The following is a 20,737-nucleotide window of genomic DNA, read 5'->3' on the forward strand; positions in this document are numbered from 1 at the left end:
ATTCACTTTGCGCGAGACGTTTCCGTTCAAGTCATTGAAAAGAAATGACAATCACAAATTTTCCGCGTGTGACAACCCGGGTCTTCTTGCATTGGCACACTCCCGGCTACGTTCCAGGATTCGATAGACGCTCTGCCTAGAGATCTGAAGGAAGTTCGCAGCAGCTTTTTTGTTGCCGTTGAACTTAGCGATGGCATCACACACCTGATCGAATGTGACGTCGGGCGCCTTTTGCTGCTGCACTCTATGGGTCGACAGGTACGCGTTCGCTATTGATGGACGGCTATGACCGGCCGCCTCGACCACCTGCCGCCTGGCCTCCTCGTGCTGCTCCTTCGGCGCAATCTCGCCTGTCCCCTTAACCGGCGCTTTCACGCCTGCCAGCGCTTCGTACATCGTGTGGAAGTTCTGATGTCGTAGGCCGTGGGCAGTTATTCCGAGCGCGCTCTTGCGTACGCCGTGCTTGCGGAGCACTCGGTAAAACCGGTCTCTCCACTGCTGCTTCGTATATCCCAGAGGGATCGTCGTCTTGGAAACCGGATTGATCAGGGCTGCCGCCTCCTTCAGTACGTCTAGGCCGTCACCGATCGGAACGACCCGGTTCCGACCGCCTTTCGTCCCCCGAGTGACGCGAAGCATCCCGTCATCGCCGACTGACTCAAGAGGGCGCAAGAGGAAGCTTTCCTCGACGCGCAAACCGAAGGTCAACTGCAGGCGGAGTTGTACAGCCACATACTTGTCGGTATGTGCGATCTCCGCCATCTTCTCGATCGAATCGACTCCATTGCCGGCCCACGACTTGTCCTCGGTGGCGATGTACGAGCGCACGAGACCGTGCTCTTTACGGTCAACATAACTCTCCAACGGGCCGATCAGGTTTGGCTTGTACATCCAATCGGCGAGTGCGCGAAGATAGGTCAGCTTGTTTTCGATTGTTCCGCCCGTCAGCTTCTTACGAACCCAGATGTCCACAAGTGCCTCGACGTGCTTCTGCTTCAGGGCCCACGGAGATTTCAGTGCGTATCCGTTCTCGCGAAGCTCCACGAATGCGTGGCAGATCTTCTGAATCCGATATGCCTGTGTCTTCAACGACAGCGAGTTTTTACTCACGCGAGTCCGGCTGTGCACGCGAGCGACGTTGTCCTCAAGAAGCCGTTCCAGTTCGATTTTGAAGTCCTCTGGCAAATTGTAGCGACGAAGTTCAGAGCGGACGTTGACGGTGACCGACATTAGCAATTCCCCTGTGCGTTCCTGATCAAGTGATTAGTTGCATAGCAGAGCGCCCGTCCTGTCTCGAACGATTGGCGCAACTCGGGCGACCGCGCAATATGGCCGGATATCTCAATCACGCCTGCGGCCGCAGATTCCCAACCGGCCGCCGCTGCGTGCCTAAGCGCAGATCGTCTCGCGCTCACATCGTCAAAACCGTATTGCACGGACAACTGCCACATGGACCACGCTAGGTCAGCCTCAAGCGGATGATTGACCCACGGCTCCCGGGCGGCTTTATGCGCACCTGTCGCGGCGGCGCCACCCGCCGTCAGCGAGACGAACCGCCCATGCGGCTCGATCCTCCTCAGCCACGGCTCAAGCAGGATTTCTCGGGCACTGAAGCGGTGTGCTTGCGCAATGTCTCGCGTCCATGGCGAGCTACGCTCGATCCCCGCTCCGAATGCCCGCAAGTACAGCGGCGGCGCAGGTGCAAAAACTTTTATCCAAGGGGTGGCTCGTGCCCACTCAGCCAAGGCCCCCGGGTGACGGAAAAGTTATTGGATAGCGAGGCAACCTCGCCGGTGGCCACGCCAGACTCGTGATCGCTCTCGTCGAGCTTCGATAGAAAAGCATCTATGTCGACCGTATTGCGCTCAAAGCGATGGGCCCGATCTAGGTTCAGCGTCAGCCTGTAATGCCGTTCGACCGAGTGGAATACGTCTAGGAAAACTGGTCCCATGACGCGGTGGTACGAGCCGACAATATATGAGCCCGTTACTGCCTTCCGAAGCACGAATACGTCCAACGGCTCCTGCATCGTTTCCTCGTTGATCTGCGCTTGGTCCGCGGACACTTACATGTGCCCGATCCCTTTGTCGCCGGGCGAGAACCGCAGGGAGCCTATCTCCTCGTCTCTTCGCGCAGCGCGCCGCGTCACCCCGCCGGGTCACCCTTCCTCGCCTTTAGCGATTCCATTCGATCAGCCCCGCACGTGGAAGAGACGTGCATCGACCGTCCGTGTTGCTGCGTGCTGCCGATCTCACGCTTCGCGTGTTGACCGCCGCCGACTAGCTGCCGGTAGACATCAACGCAGGTCCGCTTCGCGGAACCTCTCGCCGTTGATTGTTCTCCCCGCTGCTGCCGGCAGTCCAACCGCGAGCATTTCGCTTCGCGATCGGGCTGTGCCGCTGCTACGGCTACCGCGCCGGCCTTAGCACTGATGCGCTGAGGCCAATTGCTCGGTAATTGCTCTTGCGCTGTTTTGTTCCGGTTGCGCCGACCGTTCGTCTTCCGTACAGGAAGCAGTCGCCTTTCTGGCTTGCTCGCTCCCCCATCCCCAAGCGCGTTGAATCCGCCGCGGTGTGTCGGGCCTCATGCAACGTACCCAGCTTCGTGTGCTGTAAGGATGCGTCCATGCTCGTTGAATGCGTCGGTGATCGCAGCAGCAGACTGTGTCCGTGTCCGCTCGCACCTCGACTCAACTTGCTTTCTCGGGCTGAACTGCCCGCAAACCCAATGGATATCGCGTGTCCGTGTTCCTCAACTTGGCTCACGGTGCGTTTGATTTGATTGAGAAAAAGGCCGCATGATTTTGCGGCCTGTGACAGAGGGGATTTTCGCTAGGCAAAGCGGTCCCCTCGATGGTCCGTATAGGAGGTCGATGCGCTGGTCGCGCGGTTGGTGATTGGAATATTAGCCGCTCGGATGCCAACGCATTTTTCGAAAGCTGCCTAAATGTAGTGATCTTTTGCTTCCTTGACTTTCTGTGTCGATCTGTAGAGTTGGACGCGTGTGACGTGGACTTTTCTCACCGAATTCGTCCAGATAACTAACAGATTGAGGCAAGGCCCAGCATCCGTTCTTGCTTCTCACCGTTGAGGTGGAGATGTCTGACAGTTATCCGGACGTTGGCAGAGAGAACGCCATCATCACCGCCTATCTGCCACTTTTCTGTCAGATAACGGGCAGATGAGTGTGGCCTATTGAAATGCTCTGGAGAGAGAATGAACGCAATGAAAGTACATGCGCCCGTCCTTGCTGTCGACGTTGGATATGGCAACACCAAGGTCGCCTTTCGCAATGGATCAGACGTCTCAACATTTATGTTTCCGTCGCTGACGCCGCCGTACAAGGCACATACGATCGCCAAGGAGAGCGCCGGATTGATCACGACGCCGAAGACGATTGCCGTGGAGGTCGAAGGTAAGCGCTATCAGGTTGGTCCGGGCGTCTTGTTGAGCTCGCGCAACGGCGATGCGGGCGCGACGCTCAACGACGACTACTGCACGACTTCCAGCTATGCCGCGTTGCTGGCAGGCGCGTTTCATTTCGCCAACATTGCATCGGTCGACCGCTTGGTCCTCGGTCTGCCGATGCGCAACTTCCACACCCACGTTGCGCACTTGCGCAGTGCCTTCGCCGGCAAAAATGCGTTCGGCGAGGTGGATTTCGATGTCGGAAGCGTCATAGTGCTGCCGCAGCCTCTGGGTGCATTGGTCAACTTCTCGCGCTATCACGAGTTCGACAAAGAGGACCCGCACCTCATTATTGACGTTGGCTACTTCACCACGGACTGGGTAGTCGCGACGGGGCTGACGATCGACGAAGAGCGCAGCGGAGGTCATCACAGCGGCGCTTCTCACTATTACGAGGCTATCGCGGCTGTCATCAAAGAGAAGCTGCATATCGACACTCAGGGAATTGAGCGGATCGATAAGGCGTTGCGCACCGGGTCCACGTTGCTGCTCAACGGGAACGATTACGACCTTCGCGAGTTCCTGCCTGGAGCGCAAACGGTCATAGACGCTGCGGTAAAAGCGATCCAAGCGGGTGTGAAAAACACCGTGGATATTCGCTCAATCGTTCTCACGGGTGGGGGTGCGGCTCTCTACAAGTCCGAGATACAAGCGCGTTTTCCGCATTTGAGGATCGACCACATGCCGGATCCGTGTTTCACGAACGTCAAGGGGTTTCTTGCCGCTGGCGAGGCAACGATGCTGCGCGATAAGAAGCGCAAGGAAGGAGTGCCCGCATGACAGGCGCTTTGGAGATCAAGGTAACAATCAGCGAAGTAGTGACGCCAGCGTTGTTCGACGCTCTGGTTGCGATCTCCAACCCGAGGCAGCGTGCGGCGCTGTTGAAGCGCCTTGCCGAAGATGCGCTGCGGGGCAACGTTTCGGTCAGCTACCAGCCGGGGACGCGTGCTGCGCCGGCTGCGACCGGGGAGCCAATCGCCGGCCCAACGATTCTTACGTCCGCACGCGACGCGGTCGTTACAGCTGCACCGAGTCAACCCGTCGGCGACGGCGAGCCAGACTTCGACTACGCATTCCTGGCTGAAAATCTAAACCTGGGGTGATGACACCGCCAACAGCAAAAGCGTCGGTGCTCTTCTCGACCGCTTTCTTCGCGACCGCTTGACAATGCGAGAATGCTGACAAGATAGGAACGTATAGTTCAGGCCTGCAAAGGCGACGGAGGGAGAAATGGGCTTTTTAGAAATGTTGGCGCACGCCGACTGGACGCGCGGCGTTCGCATGTGGATCTTTGTGGCCGCCGCACTGGCTGCGTGGGAGGCTGCTTATCTGTTTCATCGCGCCTTGTCCCGCTCAGCCGAAGGAGCCGATGATGTACGCTAGATTCATGGCGCTGCCGTTTTTCACGCGACGCATCATTATCGTGATGGCGTCTTTCTTCGTGATGTGGGTTTGTGCGTACCTGCCGAAGAGCGGCCTCACTCAGGTGTTGATCGGGTCCAGTGCATTCGTGATGTGTTGGGCAACTGGCATCCTCGTTCCGTTCCTGAAGGTTACGTTTTTCGTCTTACGGTGGCGTTTGTGGTACGTGGTGCGCTACAAGTAGTCGCTGATTCCTAGCCGCCAAATAAAAAAGCCCCGACCAAACGGTCGGGGCTTTTGTCTTCACGGGGCATCAATGCAGCAGAGATACACCTTGTGCGCTCGCCTGTCGACGAATGCAGTAAAACCAAGCAGTGTCCAGCGTGACGCCCTGCTTCTCCACTCGGGCATGACCGCCTCGTTTACGGTCGATCACATCGTAGGCTTCCGCCTCAGACTTTCCAACTCTGACCGAGCCGTTCTCGACACCGGACGTTGCGACGATTTCATACCGGCCAACAATCATGCTAAAGCTCATTTCCTCTTCTCCATTGGAAAAGCTCGGGCGGATTGCGGCCCCGGTTGGGGACGAATCCCCACCGGGCAAAAAGTTACGTGTTAGCGGCCAGGCGGCCGCGAATCAAATACTCAAACGTGCAGTGCTTCACGTTCGTCGCGGCGTACCACCATTGGAACGGACGGGCGATGCGCTGCCTGAGATGCACACCACTCGTCGGCAAAATCGGTTTCCCGCTTTTTAGGCCGGTGAACCATAGCCGTGTAGCCTTCAGCTCGCAGCCGCTTCGCAAGCTTCAATGCGGCATCGACCCCCGGCGATTTACCGGTGCGGGGATCGACCGCATCGAAGTCCGCGAAGATGTGGACAACGCGGATTCCGAGACCGTCCGGAACAACGAAATCGGCGAGAAGGATTCGATTCAGGCAGTACCAGACCGGCACGCCGAAGAGCATGAGCGCGGCATACGCCGTCTCGAGACCTTCCGCGACGCCGATTTCCCCATCGACTGGATCCATCAGCCGGACTGCGCCGCCGTTGAGCTTATGAAGCGTCACGTCGTTCAGCTTGGATGGAAGGATCTCGCCATCGTTAGTGACGATCGACGCCTTCGCAGGTTTCGAGCGTTCAAGGAACGTTCGGTGCAGCGTTCCGAGTCGGCCGTCCGGCAGCGTGAAACGAGCGAGGATGCCCGGCCACTGACCGATGACTTTCTTCTCGTGGCGGTAATCGAGCATCGCCATGCGCAGCGCCGGGGACGGGCCCACTGTCAGACCCGGCACCCGCTCGCGCAGGTACCGCGGAACGAGGCCGTCGGAACCGACCAGCGTCGCTCGACCCCACATCGAGTCGAGGCGTTTGCGCGCCCACTCGGGATCGACCTTTCGGCCGGGCACCGGGGCTGCCGGTTGTGCTCGGTTTTGCCGTGCATCGGCCAGGCTGCCGCCCTCGAGTTCGACCATGAGTTCGCGGAAGGTCATTCCGGCGGACTTGCAAATGAGCTCGAAGCCGTCGCCGGCTTTTCGGTCGCCGTCGTTGCACTTGCGGCAGACCCAGTCGCCGCGACCGCGGTTGTTGTCGTAGGTGAAGCGGTCGTTTCCGCCGCAGATGGGACAGGGTGCGCCCTTCCCAGTCAGTGAGCTTGCGGGCACTCCATACTTCTTGAGCAACGCAATCCACTGTTCCGGGGACAGCTTGACGTCCTTTACATTCATTGTCACTCCAGTTGTGGTGTGGTTGAGGTCGATGCCTGAACAGGCGGTGAAACCGTGCTCAAAAAAGCCGTCCGCCTCGCGCGAGGCGAGCACGCCGGGCGGCTTTTTTCAGCAGAGGAAGCGAAAGGCAGGGTGTAGCGACAGAGAGGGCGCGTCGCGCAGGAAGAGCCGCTTCGCGGCTTCGCCGACCGTTTCCGGTCCGACGAAGCAACGAAGGTGAGAAGAAACAGGAAGCGAGGTGAGGTGTTACGGGATTAGATCGCAGCCCACTCGCGGCCCATCAGATGCGCCCTGAAGGGTATGTCGTCATCATCTGCGAAGCCGCCGCCTCCACCATACGATGTCGATTGCGGCTCGCGACTCGCCGGCGCAGGGTTGCTCGATCGCGGCTGCTGCGAACGTTCTTGACGTACAGGGCGTTGGCTCTCGAACCCGTCATTGGATGAACGATCGCCCGTAGAGCGGCCGCCGAGCATTTGCATTTGGTCTGCGACGATTTCCGTCGAGTACCGCTCCTGCCCGGCTTGGTCCGTCCACTTGCGCGTGCGGATTCTGCCTTCGATGTACACCGACGAGCCTTTCTTCAGATACTCGTTGACGATCTCAGCCAGCCGACCAAAGAATGACACTCGATGCCATTCGGTCTGCTCCTTCATTTCGCCCGAGCCCTTGTCTTTGTAGCGATCGGTCGTTGCGAGTCGAATGTTTGCCACCGCGTCGCCGCTCGGCAGATAACGCGTTTCCGGGTCGGCTCCGAGGTTGCACACGAGGATGACCTTGTTTACTGATGCCATAAAAAGCTCCTTTAAGATTTCTTGGAAATCGACCAAAGCCACTTGTCCCACAGCACTTGCGCGCCGCTGGCGTCGAGCTTGGGTCGACCACGTTTATCGACGGCAGGTACCTTGATCTTGCCAAGGCGTCTGACCTCTATGCGATCGCCGACTTTGCAATGTGCTTCTGCAATCGCGTCGCGAAGACCCTCGCCTTGCAGCACGTCCACACCTGTACGGTGCTCGAGTGTGATGCAAAAGGATTCGTAGGTCCGCCCCGGTCGCTTGCCGTCGGGGAACTCCTTCTCGCCCCACTCCTTGAGCACGCCATATCGCGCGCGCTCACTGGGCCGATGTGATGGCTCGGCGGCCCGCGCTGGCGACGACGCTACGGTCTCGACAATTTGTCTTGTCGGTCGGGCGTCGCTCGCGGCGGCTGGGCGGGTTGGCGCAACGGAACGCTCGGAGGGCGTCTCTGTCGGCTGAACTTCCCGGACGGCAGCCGCAATCGCTTCTGTGAGCGGACCCTGGTGCTCTCGCAGCACTTCCCAGTGCGGAGCGAGCGCCGGAATCAGCTTCATTCCGACTGCGGTTGGCCGTAGCTCATAGTCGAACGCCGGGCGAAACTGCACCACGACATCGCCCTCATCGCGAAATAGCATCGGTTGACCAGCGATCGCGATGTGCCGCTCGTTCGCTCCGCCTTTTCCGACTTCGACGGGGGATGATTGCTTTGCGGGGTAGCTATTCCGGGCCTGCGTCGCCGACTGCACTCCGAAGAGCGTTCCCAGCAGCCGGCCGAATGTTGATGTGCTCATAGTCGACCTCCTAGAGCAGCGTGCCGAAGCACTCGCGACGCACTTCTTCCATGTCGCGTTTGAGCAAAGGGTTGCTCAGAATGACGTCCTGCAGGATCTCGGGATCGACGCCGTTGATCTGGCACACGAATCGATACGGTAAGGCGCCCATCCAGAACTCCATGACCCATCCGAGCGTAGCCCGATAGTCTTCGAGTTCCATCTTTTTTCGGTTTTTGAGTCGCTCGCTGAACAACGCAGCGCAGTCCATTAACGACTCGGGCATGTTGTCGCCGCGTCTGCTGTCAGTCGCGAGACTTATCAACGCGTCGACCATCTTGTCTTTAACGGCCCCGCTCCACAGGTGCGGATCGGGCAGCGGATCGGGCTTGGCTTGGACGCGTGTGATCGGTGCTTCGGGAGCGCCGAACATGTCCAGTTGCCATGCGGCTACTTCTGCTTGCATGGGAATCTCCGAAGGAACGGGAACCCATGCCCCCAACGGGATGGTTTCCCGTTGGGGTGAGGGGTCAAGACCGCCCGTGCGGGCAGTCTTGACATTCAGGCGTAGCGACTAGTTGTCGGTGCCTGTCTTAAGTGGAACGACCACTGCGGACTTGGCGTACTGACGTTTGATGGGCGTGACGTTGGCGTCGGCGGGAGCCGGAGCGACAACGGCGTGCGCGGGCGCCTTCGAATCCTCAGCTCTCTCCTCTTTCAGCGCCGCCTTGATGGATCTCTTGATCCAGACAGCGACGGTGGTAGAGACAAACAGAAAGGCGAAGAACGAATGCGCAGCAAGCCACAGGGCAAAGCAAACAGCGACCAACCAGCCGGGCGACTTCATCGCCTTCATAACCAACTGCTTCGGCATTTTCTCTCCGGAAAAAGACGCACTAGGGGATGTCCAGCCTATACAGCGCTGGATGATTTTCGATGCTCGAGTGAGCAGGGAAAAACGGCGCGCGGAGAGACGCTTTCGTCATGGCTCGAATGAAGGCGTGGCGGAAGCAGCTCAAAGCAGGGAAAGTGGGATGCGAGCGCGCGGCCTATCGGTATGCGCAACTCGGTTCGATGCGTCGTGGACGCGGGGATAGATGGGAATTTACGCTCTGCCAGCGAGGTGTGTGCCTTCGAAAGCTCCCGATTTCATACCGCCTTTTGCTTTTTTCGACGCATCTGTGACTGCGAGCCGGGCGGCCTTGACTTCGCGCATGCCCTGCCATGCTTGGAGCATACATACCAGGGAGCCAGCACATGCTTATCAAACTACTGATCGCCGTCGGCGGCTACTACCTATATAGACGGTCTAAAGGACGGCGTTGCTCGCGCACTTCGCATTCGGCGCGCACAGCGACACGTTGGGCGGACGCGATCGGCGCTGCTGGCGAGGCTGCGACGGAGGCGAAGCTGCGCAAATCCCTCCGCTGCCTGTGCGGCGAGGAGTTTTATCTGCACGATGGTCCGTTGGTGATCGAGCACGCACCGGGGACGGCCTTTCCCACGGCAGAGATCGATCACCTTGCGATCACGCCCTTCGGGATTTTCGTTTTTGAGACGAAAAACTGGTCCGGGCACATTGCGCCGTCAGCGATGCCCGGGAATCTCACCCGAACTTCGCACCACGGCGAAACGGAGGATAGGCGCTGCCCAATAGCGCAGAACCGGACCAAGCTCCGATTCCTTCGTGAACAACTGCCAGGCATGTGGCCGGTTGCCGGTGCCGGCATTTTCACATCGCCCACGGCCGTGCTTCACCGGGACCTGCCGATCGATCTGCTATCGCTGGAGGAGTTGCCCTACTGGCTGCGACTCAAGCGCGATTCGTTCAAAGAAAGATCGCCGGTGGACATCCGTCGCGCCACGGCGGCCGTGCTGATGTACGCCGACAACTCAGCAAACGCTCTTATTGCCCACAAGGCGCGGGTGGACGCTTAACCAAAACTTTCGACCGAAATCAAGCCCTTGTCTAGGAAATTTATTCCACATAAACGTTAAAGTGTTACACATCTGAACCGTTAAACGATTGCTTACCTGCGCTTGTAGGGCTTTTGTTTGCGCACGACGGCGCGAAACGGGGTGGAAATATGCGTCTTTTCACTCTCCGACGGTGTAACGAGAATTTACGATTGGTTACTTAGATGATCGATCGTTCGATAGGTTTGCGGGATGAGAGCCCCGCTCATGAAGGGCAGCGCCCGTCAGCGCTGCACACAACGGAGAGGAAAAATGCTGTCAGGCGAGACGTCCGGAAACGTTCCGAATAAGTTCAATCCCAATCTACCGGTTCCGTTCGGTGACGATTCCATGTCCGACTTCATCGTCCCGCGCGACGATAATAAAGGGATCACCCGGGCCACCATCGAAAAAGCCGCGAAAGACTCGTTTGGCGGAGAGGACGAGCTTGTCGCGAAGCTGACGGACTCCATGATGGCCGTTTCCGAGTCGCGGGAACGCATCTCCGCAGAGATGATTGCGCTAGGCAATCAACTTTTTCACGCCCACTACCTCATCCGTAACAATATGGTGGCTAAGGGCGGCGACTCGATTTCGATCCACCGCAAAGCCGCGCGCATGGCGTACAACTTCTTTGAGAGCTCGCTGAAGATCAAGGAGTCGGCAGCCCGCCAGTACATGCGATGCTGGGAACGCTTTGGTAACAACGAAGAGGCAATCCGCATCTTTAACGTAGGCGAGCTCGACATGCTAGCCGCAGCACACGTCACCGACGCGCAGATCAACGAGATCATGCTGGCGAAGGAAAGCAAGCCCGACATGAAACGCGCAGACGTGAAAAAGCTCCTCGACACGCTTCAAAAGCAAGAAAAGGCGCTCGTTGATAGCCAAAAGCAAGTAGACAACGTGACGTCCGTCCTTGAGGACACGAAGACCGCACTCGACCTTGCGCAGCGCGAGGCGCAGCATCTTAAGGATGAACTGGACACCAAGGCCCGGGCCCTGGCCGCAAAGCAGCAGCAACTGGACGGCCTGGACGACCTCTACAACCGTCGCACCGCGGGGATGAGCGACATGCAGAAAGACCTCGCAGATAAGGACAGGGAGATCGCCCGCCTGCTCGATGAGGTCATGAACAAGAAGCCGGAAGTTCAGGTGAAGGAGGTTCTTGTAACCCCCCCCGGATTCTCATCGCTGTCGGAAGCGTTGGAGGCGAAGACAGCCGAATTCAAGAAGACGACGCAAGCCTTGGACGCACTGAAGCAAGAAGTAACCGAGGTCGAGAAGAACCGCGAGAAAGCCAAGGCTGCGCTCGCTGCCGCGGAAAAGGTGCAAAAGACGATGGAAGGCGTTTCCGCCGCATTTGAATCCTTCGCTGGAAAGCTCACCGCAGCGCAGCTGGCCGTTAAGGCAAGCGACAGCCCTGCCGAGCACCGCCCGATGTTCGAGACGTTGTCCGCGATGATGCGCAAATCGCAGAGCGAACTCGACGCATGGCTCGCTAAGTAAAAGGGCTGAGGCCGACCACGTGGACGTGCGCCGCAAGGCGCACAGGAATAGAAACAATGAAAACGACAATGTCGAAGAATACTCTGGACGCGATTGAGACCAACATCGCCTTACCGGCTTTCTTGGCCGAAAAGATCCAGCGCGAAAACTATTCGCTCACTGACGCCATGCACAAGGTGCTTGCGCGGTATCCCGACGCGAAAGGCGTGCTGGGCCTATCGCTGGACAACATGGAACTGTTCGACACGCACGCCGATCCGAAGGCGACGCTGATGAACATGCCGTTCCTCGCCTTGTCCCCTACCCTGCCGGACCCTAGAGACTGGGATACGTTTGTCAACGGCGTCCTGCGTTCGCGAAAGGTGGAAGAGCTGACGGATAAGATGCCCGAAGTCGATGGCATGACCGACCGGGACATATTTCACAACAACAGCTCTTATGTGACGCTGCTTAAGGACGTGCTGCACATGAACGTCCTGGCGGCACCGCTGCTAGGTCTCTCGCTCGAACTCGCGCACTACCTCAAGGGCCTGCCGATGCGTCGCATCCAATCGGCGATCGGCGAGATCAAGTTCCCGCTCTATAGATGGCGGTTCGACGACAACATGTTCTGGACAGAATACCGCACGGGATGGCTGTCAAACGAGGCGGTCGCCCATTACCTCATGCGTACGGCTCAGCTCCCGCCGTCCACCTTGCCATTCAAGCACGCGTGGTCAGACCTTCGGCTGGACCGGGCACAACGCGATGTCTACGCGCGGGCGCTTATGACACAAGGCTGCCGCGCTGCAACTGCGACCAATCTGTTCACGCTGAACGCAACAAAAGCACGGAACACCTACCGCGAGATCCACGGCGTCAGTTCACCGTGCGGCTGCAACCCGACGTCGCTTATCTGGTACGTCGAGCACCCGACACATCGCCTGCAGGGAACGTTCTTGGCATGGCTTTATCGCGCGGCGCTGGCCAACGGAGGCAACATCCCTGAGGCGCTTATCGCCTCTATCGACGTCGCCGAGAAGATGTTCGGCAAAGAGTTGGCCATTAGCCCCGACCGCGCGATCCACCTCACCCGAGCAATGGCGATCCACTCCCGGCTAACGATGACCCCGTGCCGGACCTGTAAGACGGAGTACATCCTCTCCAACGAGCAAGGAAGGATCGAACTGGCGAAAGACTTCTTCTGTCCGGGCTGCAGCTACAGTCTTAAGTCGCGCTCCGCCAAAAAGCAGGCAAAGTCAAAGAACGAGTAACGATAACCACAACGGAGGGAGTCGATTAATGTCCGAACAGTTTAGCGTCGAAGCTGGACGCGTCGTTTTCTCACGCGACGGCCGCGTGCAGTTTGGCTGGTTCGACCTTCAAACCCGCGCGTACTACGGCGAGGCCGATGGTCTGTGCATTGCCGATGCGATCGGCGCGATCGAATCTCACTCTGACGTGACGCACTGAGCCATGCAGGACTTCGCTTACCTCTTTCCAGACAGCGTCGCCGCATGGCTTGAGGGCCGCGGCGACGCCCGATTCCAACGGTACGAAAGGCACTACCGCGCAGATCGGGCAACGGTGCAGTCGCAGGACGCGTTCGACCTTGAGCAAAGCAACGTTCGCTTCGCGCAAAGATTCGGGTCAGGCAAGCGGCAGTTCGCGGCCGTGTCGAAAAGCAAGGCATTCGGCGCGCTCGCGACCTTCCTCATTCTCCTTTGGGGCGGGTCCGCACTTCTCTCTTCCGTCGGCGCGACACAGCCCGTCGCCGTTGCTGCGGTCCTCGGCGTCGTCTTTATCGGCTTGCGGATGAAGCACCTTCGAGCCCGCGGACAGCAGTGATAGCAAACGGGTGCGATCAAACAACGGCGCGGAATTTCAACCCGTTACTGGGGTATTACAATGCCTGCGCCGCCATTGGCCAACGGCAATTCCCTAACGAGGAAAGCGGTTTCGAGACGGACTTCCAAGACGCCTTGACTTCGAACACCGCTCGATAAGATGAAAGTAAGCAGATCGCGGGGGCGACTGCAACCACTAGATCGGAAACAACAAATGATGATTCAGAAAAACTTCAAACTCTCGATGGCCGCGATCGCTGCATCGCTGCTGGTGGCTGCTTGCGGTGGTGGTGGTGGTGGTGGCGGTAACCCTACCTCGCCGGCCACTCCGCCTACGGGCGCAAGCTCGCCAGCAACAACGCAGCCGGCCAGCGGGGTCGCCCCGCAAACATCGGCAAACACGCCCAGCTACGTTGCGAACTCCTTCCAGCTTGCTGCATTCAATCAGGTGAACGCCTACCGCAACGGGATGGGTGTCGGCATGCTCAACCAAGATCCGGTTCTGGACACCTCTGCGCAGGCTCACTCGCTGTACCTCTTTAGCAACCTTGCCAACGGCGTGCTCACGTCCTTGAGTCACGACGAAGTGGCAGGCAACGCAAACTACTATGGCGACACGCCACTGCTTCGCGCGCAAAAGGCCGGGGTTCCGACGACAGAGTGGATTGGCGAGAACATTGCTGCCGGCGTGCCTGGCGGGACGCAAGCGGCAGACGCCGCTGACTGCATCGGGCAAGCGCTTGCATCGGTTTATCACCTAGTCGATCTCACCTTTACGCAGCAGACCATCGGCATCGGTTACACGCCGGGAACCTCCACGTATCCGCTGTATGCCTGTACGACCGACTTCGGCACGACCACTGGTGTTTCGGGTCCGCCCACCAGCTCGAACAGTTATTCGTCGGTTGGCGGCCAGCAAATCTCCGAAACAGCGGTCGTCCACTCGCCTTACAGCAATGAAACCGGCGTTGCCTTGGCGATGCGCGCTGAGGCTCCCAATCCGGCTGCTGACTTGCCGGCGCCGGGACGTCCGATCCTGGTTCGTGTGAAGGCGGCAAATGGGATTGATACTTTGACGGTGAGCCAATACACGCTGACCGATATCATGGGTGCGGCGGTTGCGGCCCGTGTGCTCGTCCGCTCTACGGCGGTGGCTGGATCAACGGCACCGACCGTTGCCGATCCGAACAATCTGCTGCCGAGCGGGACTGCAGTTCTCCTCCCGCTGACCGCTCTCAAGGCCGGCACGACCTATACCGTGACGTTCGCGGGTGCGCGCAACGGTGCGCCGGTCTCCACTTCCTGGAGCTTCACGACAGCCGCCGCTCAGCAGAGCCAGTAACCCGTCTCAGCGAAGCGCACACGCGCTATCGCACTAACCTAAGATGCAAGAAAAACGCCCCGCTATTTGCGGGGCGTTTGCCTTTGTGAGTGCCGAATGCTTTGGGCTGGTCAGCCGCCGCAAGCTCCACCGCCGGTCATGCAGTCCTCGTTCCGGAAAACAGCGTAGGGACCGGCCCCGCCAACGTTGGCCCATGCTCCAGTGGCGTCATCCGTAGTACAGACGACTTCATAGACATTGCTTCGGGTGTAACCGTCAGACTTGGTCCAGTATTTGGTGCCGATAGAGTTGTTGTAGTACCACTGCGAATAGCCACGGGAGCTGTACCGAATGCGATTCGTCAAAGGACCCAGTGTGATTCCGTCCTGCAATGCGCGAGCAGCACAGTTGGCTTTCGCGACCTCAACCGGATCATCACCGCCCCCCTGCGGAGGAGGCTGGATCACCGGCGGCGGAGGCGGAGGCGGCGCATTGCATGAATAAATCCATCCGCTTCCGTTCCATGCAGGGCCCGAAGCGAACCCATACTGGCACGAAGGCTGCGGCGTGACGCACTGATACCTCACACCGATCTTCTGCCATGAATATCCGGGATCGCAACCGGGGGCGCGCGGAACACCGATTGAATTTTGTACCCACTCAGCATTAGAGGTGGTCGGAGCCGCCAACGTACCGCTCAGTGTAGCCAGCAATGCTAGCGATATCCTCTTTTTTGCGAGCTTCATCTTCTTATTGATCAGTGTAGTTGCAACCGACATCGATCTGGGCTTGCAGGCCGAGCTGGTCTTGCACAAGCGTATTAGCGCCATCGGCAAGAACGTCAAATATCTGAAGAACCCACTGTGAGCCGCTCCAACCCATTGCGTAACGCGCACCGGCGATCGGCGGATTGTGATTGGAATAGTCGGTCGTGATCGACTGCGGGATGATTCGGTACCAAGCAGTGCCGCCGGGGCCGCACGCGGGAGGGTTTACGCCCCAGCCGTTATACCAACCGCTGTACTGGGAATCTGCCGACTGGTTGCTCACTAGCGTGCTCGCACCCACCCAATTGCCCCACTTATTGCACACGTACATGAGGTTGTTGCGGATCGTCACGCCGTTCCAGCCGCAGTTCCCGGCCGCAGCGTTGATGTTCGCGACGTTCGTGTTCACAACGTTGGCACTCACCGTTCCGCTTGAATTAACGTCGCCGACATTGATGGGCGCCCCGCCGGTACCCTGGTAGTTCTGCACGTACAGCGCGCCTTTGGTGCGAACCGCCGCGTTCACGCTATCGCCGTAGTACATCGCGCCATTGTCGATCTGCAGGCTATTCCCCGCCTGCAACTTCATCACCTTGTTTGCGCCCAGCGTCACGTTGCCGACGTTTTGCATGTCCTGATTGTTGGCGTTCATCGTGCCGGTCAGCGGTAACGCGCCATCGCGCCGGTAGTATGGCGAATTCCCATCCGCGCCAAAGCCGTTTATCGCCAGTACCATCCCGGCCTTGCTGCCCACTGGGTTCGGCAACGTCCACCCGCCATTGATGCCGGTGACGGTCGCCGGCGCTCGGTTTGTAGAGTAGCCAAACTGTGCGCCCCCGGCCGCAGCGAGAACGCCGGCACCAGCGATGTCAGGCGTCTTGTCCTTCAGGCTGATGAGCGGCGAACTCGGGTAGATCTGCGAAGCGACATGGCAATTACCCGCCGCTGTTGAACAGTTGTCAGGCACGATGGACAGCGCAATCTGATAAGTGCCGCCCCAGAACGGCCCGTTCTTGAACGCGACTTTGTTGTTGGCCTGCGCGCTCAGTTGAGCGAGTGTCGGTGCAACAATCGCAGTCGACGTTGTCTGCGAAAACCCCGCGGGGATAAGCGACGCGTAGTTGTTAGTGATGTAGCTGCCAAGCGCCGAATTGATCGAAGCAATGTTCTGCCCTTCGATCTGGAGCATGTTCTGGCGCTTGGCCGAAATGTCTTCCTTGATTCCCTGTACCGTCAGCAAGGCTGCGCCGACGAGGACGATCAACATCTCAAGAATGCTTCCCATGTCGGCGGCCTGCGCTTAGGTACGGGTGGTCCAGAGCGCCATCGAAGCCATTGAGCCATTCGAAGCGCAGGCGGTCGCGACCGTCGACGGGTTAAACGTCGTGGTCGGCGAGAAGATTGTCGTGCCGTTCACCGTCACCTGCGTGTACACGGTGACGAGCGCGGCCGCGCTCAGCGAGCAAACCGTCGAGGTAACCGGGTACGTCAGGACCAACGAATCGTTGGAGGTCACGAGCGTGCCGACGGCAGCCGTCACCGTGCCATTGAACATCCCCTTGACCGACGACTTATCCGATGCGACGCGCGAGCCCGCCGAATCAAACGCGTGGTTCTGAGCCAGCACCGTCAGCGTCTCGGCCGAGAAGTCGGCGTCGTTCTGCGTCGCGTTCAGGATCCCGGTGTGGAACATCTGCGCTTCGCTCTTGAACTGCGACGAATGAATCAGATCGAGCACGAACTTGCCGCCCGCATAGACAGCCAGCGCGAGCAACGCCGCACCAGCCATCACTGCCCCTGCTTCAATCATCGACAGCTCGCCCGACTGCTTGGTCGCGCGCGCCATCTTGAGCATGCGTGCGCGGCGCGCCTTGATCGAGTCCATCTCAATTGCGTCGATCGCGACTGCTTGTTTATTCTCGTTGGTCATTTTGCTTTTTCCTTAGTTGCTAGATGCGGCGGGATTTCCCGATGTGAGATTGACGGCACCCGTCACCACGTACGAACCGATGCCGAGGGTCAGAAACAGTGCAGCGGCGAAGCCGAGAAGCATGAAGTGCGTCATGCGCGCGTTGCGCTTGACTGCCTCAACGACGCGATCGAGTGACTCCCGTCCAAGGCTTTTGATCGCTGCTTCAAACTGATCGCGGCCCGCCGCGTCGGTGATCGTGTCGACGATCGTCACCGAGAAGATCCCGGTGTCGAGCGCGCGCATCGGCTCGTCCGAGCGAGCCGTCAGGCGTCGATCCATGATCTTCAGATGCCAGCGCAGCCACGGATCGGCGGTCTTCAGCAGCCGCTCGAGCGCTGCGCGCAGTGTCAGATTTGAATCGAACAGACCGGCCAGCGAGACGATCAACAGTGCAGCTCGCAGGTCGCGGCGATTGCGCCAAAGAAGCGGCATGCGGTCGAACTTGTCCCGCAGAGGCCCAGACCAACGCTTCAGGCTCGAGAAGTAAGCGAGCACAAGGCCGATGATCGCCGTGAGCGTGAGCCACCAGTACTCGTAGCAGAACGTGTCGACGTGATAGAGAAACCGGCCAAGATCCGGCCATTGGTCGAGCGGCCGGACATCGAGCACCTGCGGGAAGATGACGCCGCCAAAAAGCATGCAGTATGCGTACATGTAAACCAGCAGCAACGCTGGGTAGGCCATCTGCACCGAAGTCGTCGACGACAGCACGCGCTTAGCCTTCGCCGCCATTTCCGCCAGTTCGAAGCCACGCACGACCGAGTCTTCGCGTGAAGATTCATCGGCAATGTCCAGCAGCGCGTACTCGTCGCCGGGGATGAATGGCTTGATAGCGAGCGAAAAGCTCTCACCGCGCTGCATCGTTTCCCGGATGCTGGCGAACACGCGCCGCTCGATCTTGCCGCGTGTGCGGCTGCGCTTTTCGTACGTTTCAAGCCGGTCGAACAGCGTCTCGGTGTTGCGCAGGCCCTTTGCGGCGATATCGAGACGCGTCTCGCGGTAGAAGTCCTCGCGGACTTTCTGAAACCGCCAGCGCGCGACGACCAACTGCTGCCGCTTGGGCAACATCTTTGCGAACGTGGTGAACATGGAGGACCAGGGTTAGACCATCAAACCATCGACGCCGGACATTACGCGGTACTGCGCGAACGACTGCATCGAGCGATTAATGAATTGTGGGTCAATCAAACCGCGCGAAGCCTTGAAAAGAGCATGTTCATATAGCGTCTTTCCATTCATATCCGCGTTATCGAACCCGGTACGCCGCGCACCGCGCCAAACTTCGCGGGCACCGGCCCAGTCGCGCTCGGCTACGCGCTCCAGAAACTCGGGCGTCGGACGATAGAGTTCGGCGGCCAACGAGGGGCGCGTTGTGCCCCCAGCGGCCTTGCCATTGCGCGTGAACAGCCCTTTCAGTCGGCAGTGCTCGCAGCCGTCATAGTTGCGGCATGCCATGCGCGAGGTGTCGAGGCCAAACTTCGTGCGCAGCAATTCGAGGTCGGCTTTCAGCATGACGTCTTCGGCCGGCAGCTTGCAGTGCACGCAAAGCGTCGGAATCAGCTTCTGGTTGCCGACCGCATTAATGAACCCTTCCGAAGCCAGCTCGTCGATCGGAAGCTGCAGCCGCCCGCCTGCCATACGCATCACGGCCGCGATGATGTCGCCGGCGTGCAACGAAAAACGCACTGGGTGACCGGTCAGCGCTAGTTCGGCCACCAGCCCCATCACCACTCGGTCACGCACTTCGCCGATGGTCAAATCGTCCGGGTCCTGTCGCATCAGCGTCCGAATCACCTCCGCGTACTTGCGGTTCGCCTCGTCGTCGGTCTCGTCCGGGCGGCGAATGATTGAGTAGTCCGACAGCCACGGCATCGGATATTCCGACGGCTCGTTCACTGCGAACTGTTTCTTCAGTTCACGATCCGGCAGCATGTAAGAGAGCGCGCGCAGCGTCGTTGTCTTGCCTGAGCCGGTCTCGCCAGTGAGCGCCGTAATGCCGCCGCTCACATAGTTCAGCGTCTCGATCAGCTCCAGCTGGCTCTTCTCGAATCCCATGTCCTTCGGCAGCAGCACCGAATAGTTCTTGAAGTTGCCGTCGAGCAGACGCAGCGTGACGTCATACCCGCCCACCAACGGCGACGACTGCCAGCGCAAGTTGACCGTGTCCGTCTTGACGACCAGCGGGATCATTGCCGACTGCGGCGCGCTCGGCTGAAAACTGTTGCCGGAGTTGGTATTGCGCTGAACAAGATCGCTGTACGCAGCAAACAACGCGCGACGCACGATCGCCTTGGGCATGCGGCTGAACGTGTACATATCGCCGTTCACGCGGAACCGGATTTCGACCTCGTTGTGGAATTCGCGTGGTTCGAAATGAATGTCGCTCGCGCCGTATGCGTGTGCGGCCTCAACGATGTCGCGGAAGTTGCCGATCGCGCGGCTGGATTCGCGGACTGTGGAGTTCGCGGCAGTCGCGGCCTTACCCGAGTAGATGGCGGCGATCACACTTTCCGTCGCGATCATCTCCTCGCGCACAAGGATGTCGTTGTTGCCGAGATCCTTGATGAAAGTAGCGTATTGGGCCTTCTCCGCAAACCGTGCGGTGGCCACCGTGATCGCCACGCCCGGTTGCAATTCGACGGCGACGAACTCCCTGCGCGCAGCCGCCGGAATGCGCAGCGCGGCGTCGTCGTCAACGACGGTCAGCACGCGCTTGAAGTCAGGCAGCGAATCGGGCGACACGAGTTCCGGCCGACCCGATGCTAGCCCCCCACTCTCAGTCTGCTCGTCGTCGTCCGCTGAGTATTCCTGCGCGGCCATAGTCGGCGTAGCCGCGGCCTTATCTTCGCTCGGACTTGCTGGTCGGTGTGGCGCAGGTTCCGGTTGGTCACGGAATCGCTGGCCGTTAGCGTCGCTCGCGGCGACACCCGCGTGCCCGATCGATTCCAATGGCGCTACCGCAGAGTCGGGCCGCGGCTGCGGCTGTTCGATCTGGTGTTCAGCCTGAGGCTCAGTTCGACCTTGCGCACCAGACGGCGCAGCCTGTGCCGTCATGGCTTCTCCGTTCACCGAGTGACCGCCTTCCCTGGCGGCCATCGCAGCAGACATGCTCGCGTAGCTCGGTCGCTCGAAGCTCGGGGGGACGAACGGGCTAAAGGCCGGCTCGTCGTCGGCCGCGTCACCGTCAGGCTCCGACTGCGTCTGCACAGGCGGCAACGGCCCGCGCCAGTCATCGTCAAGCTCAGTGCTCTCGACG

21 protein-coding genes are annotated in these 20,737 nt (G+C 59.4%); 10 read left to right on the forward strand and 11 right to left on the reverse strand.

Annotated elements, in window-relative coordinates; genetic code table 11:
• Positions 1 to 51: 51 nt before the first annotated feature.
• Positions 52 to 1,230, reverse strand: a complete 1,179-nt coding sequence (locus tag QCE79_RS31840) for an integrase domain-containing protein (protein WP_309851069.1) — start codon at positions 1,228 to 1,230, stop codon at positions 52 to 54.
• Between the two features lie 1,985 nt (positions 1,231 to 3,215).
• On the opposite strand from QCE79_RS31840, the gene QCE79_RS31845 reads away from it, so the two are divergent.
• The 4 genes from QCE79_RS31845 to QCE79_RS31860 all read left to right on the forward strand — a co-directional run bounded on the left by QCE79_RS31845 (position 3,216) and on the right by QCE79_RS31860 (position 5,073).
• Positions 3,216 to 4,247: a PRTRC system protein D gene (locus QCE79_RS31845; RefSeq protein ID WP_309851071.1), complete on the forward strand. Its 1,032-nt coding sequence runs from the start codon at positions 3,216 to 3,218 to the stop codon at positions 4,245 to 4,247.
• The gene (locus tag QCE79_RS31850) at positions 4,244 to 4,570 is read left to right on the forward strand and encodes a hypothetical protein (RefSeq protein ID WP_309851074.1); all 327 of its coding nucleotides are present in this window, start codon (positions 4,244 to 4,246) and stop codon (positions 4,568 to 4,570) included. Before QCE79_RS31845 ends, QCE79_RS31850 begins: the two co-directional genes overlap by 4 nt.
• Positions 4,571 to 4,697: 127 nt before the next feature.
• Positions 4,698 to 4,850: a hypothetical protein gene (locus QCE79_RS31855; RefSeq protein ID WP_309851076.1), complete on the forward strand. Its 153-nt coding sequence runs from the start codon at positions 4,698 to 4,700 to the stop codon at positions 4,848 to 4,850.
• Entirely contained in the window at positions 4,837 to 5,073 is a 237-nt protein-coding gene (locus tag QCE79_RS31860) for a hypothetical protein (RefSeq protein ID WP_309851077.1), read from the forward strand. The genes QCE79_RS31855 and QCE79_RS31860 overlap by 14 nt, the downstream gene beginning before the upstream one ends.
• A 69-nt stretch (positions 5,074 to 5,142) precedes the next feature.
• Here the strand turns inward: QCE79_RS31860 and QCE79_RS31865 are convergent, their stop codons facing one another.
• The 6 genes from QCE79_RS31865 to QCE79_RS31890 all read right to left on the reverse strand — a co-directional run bounded on the left by QCE79_RS31865 (position 5,143) and on the right by QCE79_RS31890 (position 9,004).
• Positions 5,143 to 5,367 carry a hypothetical protein gene (locus tag QCE79_RS31865; protein WP_309851080.1) on the reverse strand — a complete coding sequence of 75 codons (225 nt, stop codon included), beginning with the start codon at positions 5,365 to 5,367 and terminating at the stop codon, positions 5,143 to 5,145.
• Between the two features lie 110 nt (positions 5,368 to 5,477).
• The gene (locus QCE79_RS31870; RefSeq protein WP_309851267.1) at positions 5,478 to 6,560 is read right to left on the reverse strand and encodes a primase-helicase zinc-binding domain-containing protein; all 1,083 of its coding nucleotides are present in this window, start codon (positions 6,558 to 6,560) and stop codon (positions 5,478 to 5,480) included.
• A gap of 254 nt (positions 6,561 to 6,814) precedes the next feature.
• Entirely contained in the window at positions 6,815 to 7,354 is a 540-nt protein-coding gene (ssb, locus tag QCE79_RS31875; protein WP_309851269.1) for a single-stranded DNA-binding protein, read from the reverse strand.
• A gap of 11 nt (positions 7,355 to 7,365) precedes the next feature.
• Positions 7,366 to 8,151 carry a hypothetical protein gene (locus QCE79_RS31880; protein ID WP_309851084.1) on the reverse strand — a complete coding sequence of 262 codons (786 nt, stop codon included), beginning with the start codon at positions 8,149 to 8,151 and terminating at the stop codon, positions 7,366 to 7,368.
• Between the two features lie 10 nt (positions 8,152 to 8,161).
• Positions 8,162 to 8,596 carry a hypothetical protein gene (locus QCE79_RS31885; protein ID WP_309851086.1) on the reverse strand — a complete coding sequence of 145 codons (435 nt, stop codon included), beginning with the start codon at positions 8,594 to 8,596 and terminating at the stop codon, positions 8,162 to 8,164.
• Positions 8,597 to 8,704: 108 nt separating this feature from the next.
• Complete coding sequence (locus tag QCE79_RS31890; RefSeq protein ID WP_309851091.1) at positions 8,705 to 9,004, reverse strand: hypothetical protein; 300 nt, start codon at positions 9,002 to 9,004, stop codon at positions 8,705 to 8,707.
• A gap of 383 nt (positions 9,005 to 9,387) precedes the next feature.
• Here QCE79_RS31890 and QCE79_RS31895 point away from each other — a divergent pair, with 383 nt between their 5' ends.
• The 6 genes from QCE79_RS31895 to QCE79_RS31920 all read left to right on the forward strand — a co-directional run bounded on the left by QCE79_RS31895 (position 9,388) and on the right by QCE79_RS31920 (position 14,763).
• Positions 9,388 to 10,068 carry a nuclease-related domain-containing protein gene (locus QCE79_RS31895; protein ID WP_309851093.1) on the forward strand — a complete coding sequence of 227 codons (681 nt, stop codon included), beginning with the start codon at positions 9,388 to 9,390 and terminating at the stop codon, positions 10,066 to 10,068.
• Positions 10,069 to 10,359: 291 nt separating this feature from the next.
• Positions 10,360 to 11,595 carry a hypothetical protein gene (locus QCE79_RS31900; protein ID WP_309851097.1) on the forward strand — a complete coding sequence of 412 codons (1,236 nt, stop codon included), beginning with the start codon at positions 10,360 to 10,362 and terminating at the stop codon, positions 11,593 to 11,595.
• Positions 11,596 to 11,651: 56 nt separating this feature from the next.
• Positions 11,652 to 12,848: a FlhC family transcriptional regulator gene (locus tag QCE79_RS31905; RefSeq protein WP_309851099.1), complete on the forward strand. Its 1,197-nt coding sequence runs from the start codon at positions 11,652 to 11,654 to the stop codon at positions 12,846 to 12,848.
• Between the two features lie 28 nt (positions 12,849 to 12,876).
• The gene (locus QCE79_RS31910; RefSeq protein WP_309851102.1) at positions 12,877 to 13,047 is read left to right on the forward strand and encodes a hypothetical protein; all 171 of its coding nucleotides are present in this window, start codon (positions 12,877 to 12,879) and stop codon (positions 13,045 to 13,047) included.
• Between the two features lie 3 nt (positions 13,048 to 13,050).
• Entirely contained in the window at positions 13,051 to 13,422 is a 372-nt protein-coding gene (locus tag QCE79_RS31915) for a hypothetical protein (protein WP_309851105.1), read from the forward strand.
• A 213-nt stretch (positions 13,423 to 13,635) separates the two neighbouring features.
• Positions 13,636 to 14,763, forward strand: a complete 1,128-nt coding sequence (locus QCE79_RS31920) for a CAP domain-containing protein (RefSeq protein ID WP_309851108.1) — start codon at positions 13,636 to 13,638, stop codon at positions 14,761 to 14,763.
• A 729-nt stretch (positions 14,764 to 15,492) separates the two neighbouring features.
• Here the strand turns inward: QCE79_RS31920 and QCE79_RS31925 are convergent.
• The 4 genes from QCE79_RS31925 to QCE79_RS31940 are packed head-to-tail and all read right to left on the reverse strand — an operon-like array spanning position 15,493 to position 20,301.
• The gene (locus QCE79_RS31925) at positions 15,493 to 16,794 is read right to left on the reverse strand and encodes a hypothetical protein (RefSeq protein WP_309851110.1); all 1,302 of its coding nucleotides are present in this window, start codon (positions 16,792 to 16,794) and stop codon (positions 15,493 to 15,495) included.
• A 15-nt stretch (positions 16,795 to 16,809) separates the two neighbouring features.
• Positions 16,810 to 17,439: a hypothetical protein gene (locus tag QCE79_RS31930; RefSeq protein ID WP_309851113.1), complete on the reverse strand. Its 630-nt coding sequence runs from the start codon at positions 17,437 to 17,439 to the stop codon at positions 16,810 to 16,812.
• A gap of 12 nt (positions 17,440 to 17,451) precedes the next feature.
• The gene (locus QCE79_RS31935) at positions 17,452 to 18,570 is read right to left on the reverse strand and encodes a type II secretion system protein (RefSeq protein ID WP_309851115.1); all 1,119 of its coding nucleotides are present in this window, start codon (positions 18,568 to 18,570) and stop codon (positions 17,452 to 17,454) included.
• A 12-nt stretch (positions 18,571 to 18,582) separates the two neighbouring features.
• Entirely contained in the window at positions 18,583 to 20,301 is a 1,719-nt protein-coding gene (locus tag QCE79_RS31940; RefSeq protein ID WP_309851271.1) for an ATPase, T2SS/T4P/T4SS family, read from the reverse strand.
• Between the last annotated feature and the right edge of the window lie 436 nt (positions 20,302 to 20,737).

It is taken from the genome of Caballeronia sp. LZ003 (genome assembly GCF_031451465.1).
GTDB lineage: Bacteria > Pseudomonadota > Gammaproteobacteria > Burkholderiales > Burkholderiaceae > Caballeronia.

Coding starts and splice junctions, on each gene's coding strand:
- QCE79_RS31920 (WP_309851108.1), top strand. CDS start 13,636: ATGATGATTCAGAAAAACTTCAAACTCTCGATGGCCGCGATCGCTGCA.
- QCE79_RS31935 (WP_309851115.1), bottom strand. CDS start 18,570: ATGTTCACCACGTTCGCAAAGATGTTGCCCAAGCGGCAGCAGTTGGTC.
- QCE79_RS31860 (WP_309851077.1), top strand. CDS start 4,837: ATGATGTACGCTAGATTCATGGCGCTGCCGTTTTTCACGCGACGCATC.
- QCE79_RS31850 (WP_309851074.1), top strand. CDS start 4,244: ATGACAGGCGCTTTGGAGATCAAGGTAACAATCAGCGAAGTAGTGACG.
- QCE79_RS31840 (WP_309851069.1), bottom strand. CDS start 1,230: ATGTCGGTCACCGTCAACGTCCGCTCTGAACTTCGTCGCTACAATTTG.
- QCE79_RS31865 (WP_309851080.1), bottom strand. CDS start 5,367: ATGAGCTTTAGCATGATTGTTGGCCGGTATGAAATCGTCGCAACGTCC.
- QCE79_RS31845 (WP_309851071.1), top strand. CDS start 3,216: ATGAACGCAATGAAAGTACATGCGCCCGTCCTTGCTGTCGACGTTGGA.
- QCE79_RS31925 (WP_309851110.1), bottom strand. CDS start 16,794: ATGGGAAGCATTCTTGAGATGTTGATCGTCCTCGTCGGCGCAGCCTTG.
- QCE79_RS31905 (WP_309851099.1), top strand. CDS start 11,652: ATGAAAACGACAATGTCGAAGAATACTCTGGACGCGATTGAGACCAAC.
- ssb (WP_309851269.1), bottom strand. CDS start 7,354: ATGGCATCAGTAAACAAGGTCATCCTCGTGTGCAACCTCGGAGCCGAC.
- QCE79_RS31890 (WP_309851091.1), bottom strand. CDS start 9,004: ATGCCGAAGCAGTTGGTTATGAAGGCGATGAAGTCGCCCGGCTGGTTG.
- QCE79_RS31900 (WP_309851097.1), top strand. CDS start 10,360: ATGCTGTCAGGCGAGACGTCCGGAAACGTTCCGAATAAGTTCAATCCC.
- QCE79_RS31870 (WP_309851267.1), bottom strand. CDS start 6,560: ATGAATGTAAAGGACGTCAAGCTGTCCCCGGAACAGTGGATTGCGTTG.
- QCE79_RS31885 (WP_309851086.1), bottom strand. CDS start 8,596: ATGCAAGCAGAAGTAGCCGCATGGCAACTGGACATGTTCGGCGCTCCC.
- QCE79_RS31915 (WP_309851105.1), top strand. CDS start 13,051: ATGCAGGACTTCGCTTACCTCTTTCCAGACAGCGTCGCCGCATGGCTT.
- QCE79_RS31940 (WP_309851271.1), bottom strand. CDS start 20,301: ATGGCCGCGCAGGAATACTCAGCGGACGACGACGAGCAGACTGAGAGT.
- QCE79_RS31910 (WP_309851102.1), top strand. CDS start 12,877: ATGTCCGAACAGTTTAGCGTCGAAGCTGGACGCGTCGTTTTCTCACGC.
- QCE79_RS31855 (WP_309851076.1), top strand. CDS start 4,698: ATGGGCTTTTTAGAAATGTTGGCGCACGCCGACTGGACGCGCGGCGTT.
- QCE79_RS31930 (WP_309851113.1), bottom strand. CDS start 17,439: ATGACCAACGAGAATAAACAAGCAGTCGCGATCGACGCAATTGAGATG.
- QCE79_RS31895 (WP_309851093.1), top strand. CDS start 9,388: ATGCTTATCAAACTACTGATCGCCGTCGGCGGCTACTACCTATATAGA.
- QCE79_RS31880 (WP_309851084.1), bottom strand. CDS start 8,151: ATGAGCACATCAACATTCGGCCGGCTGCTGGGAACGCTCTTCGGAGTG.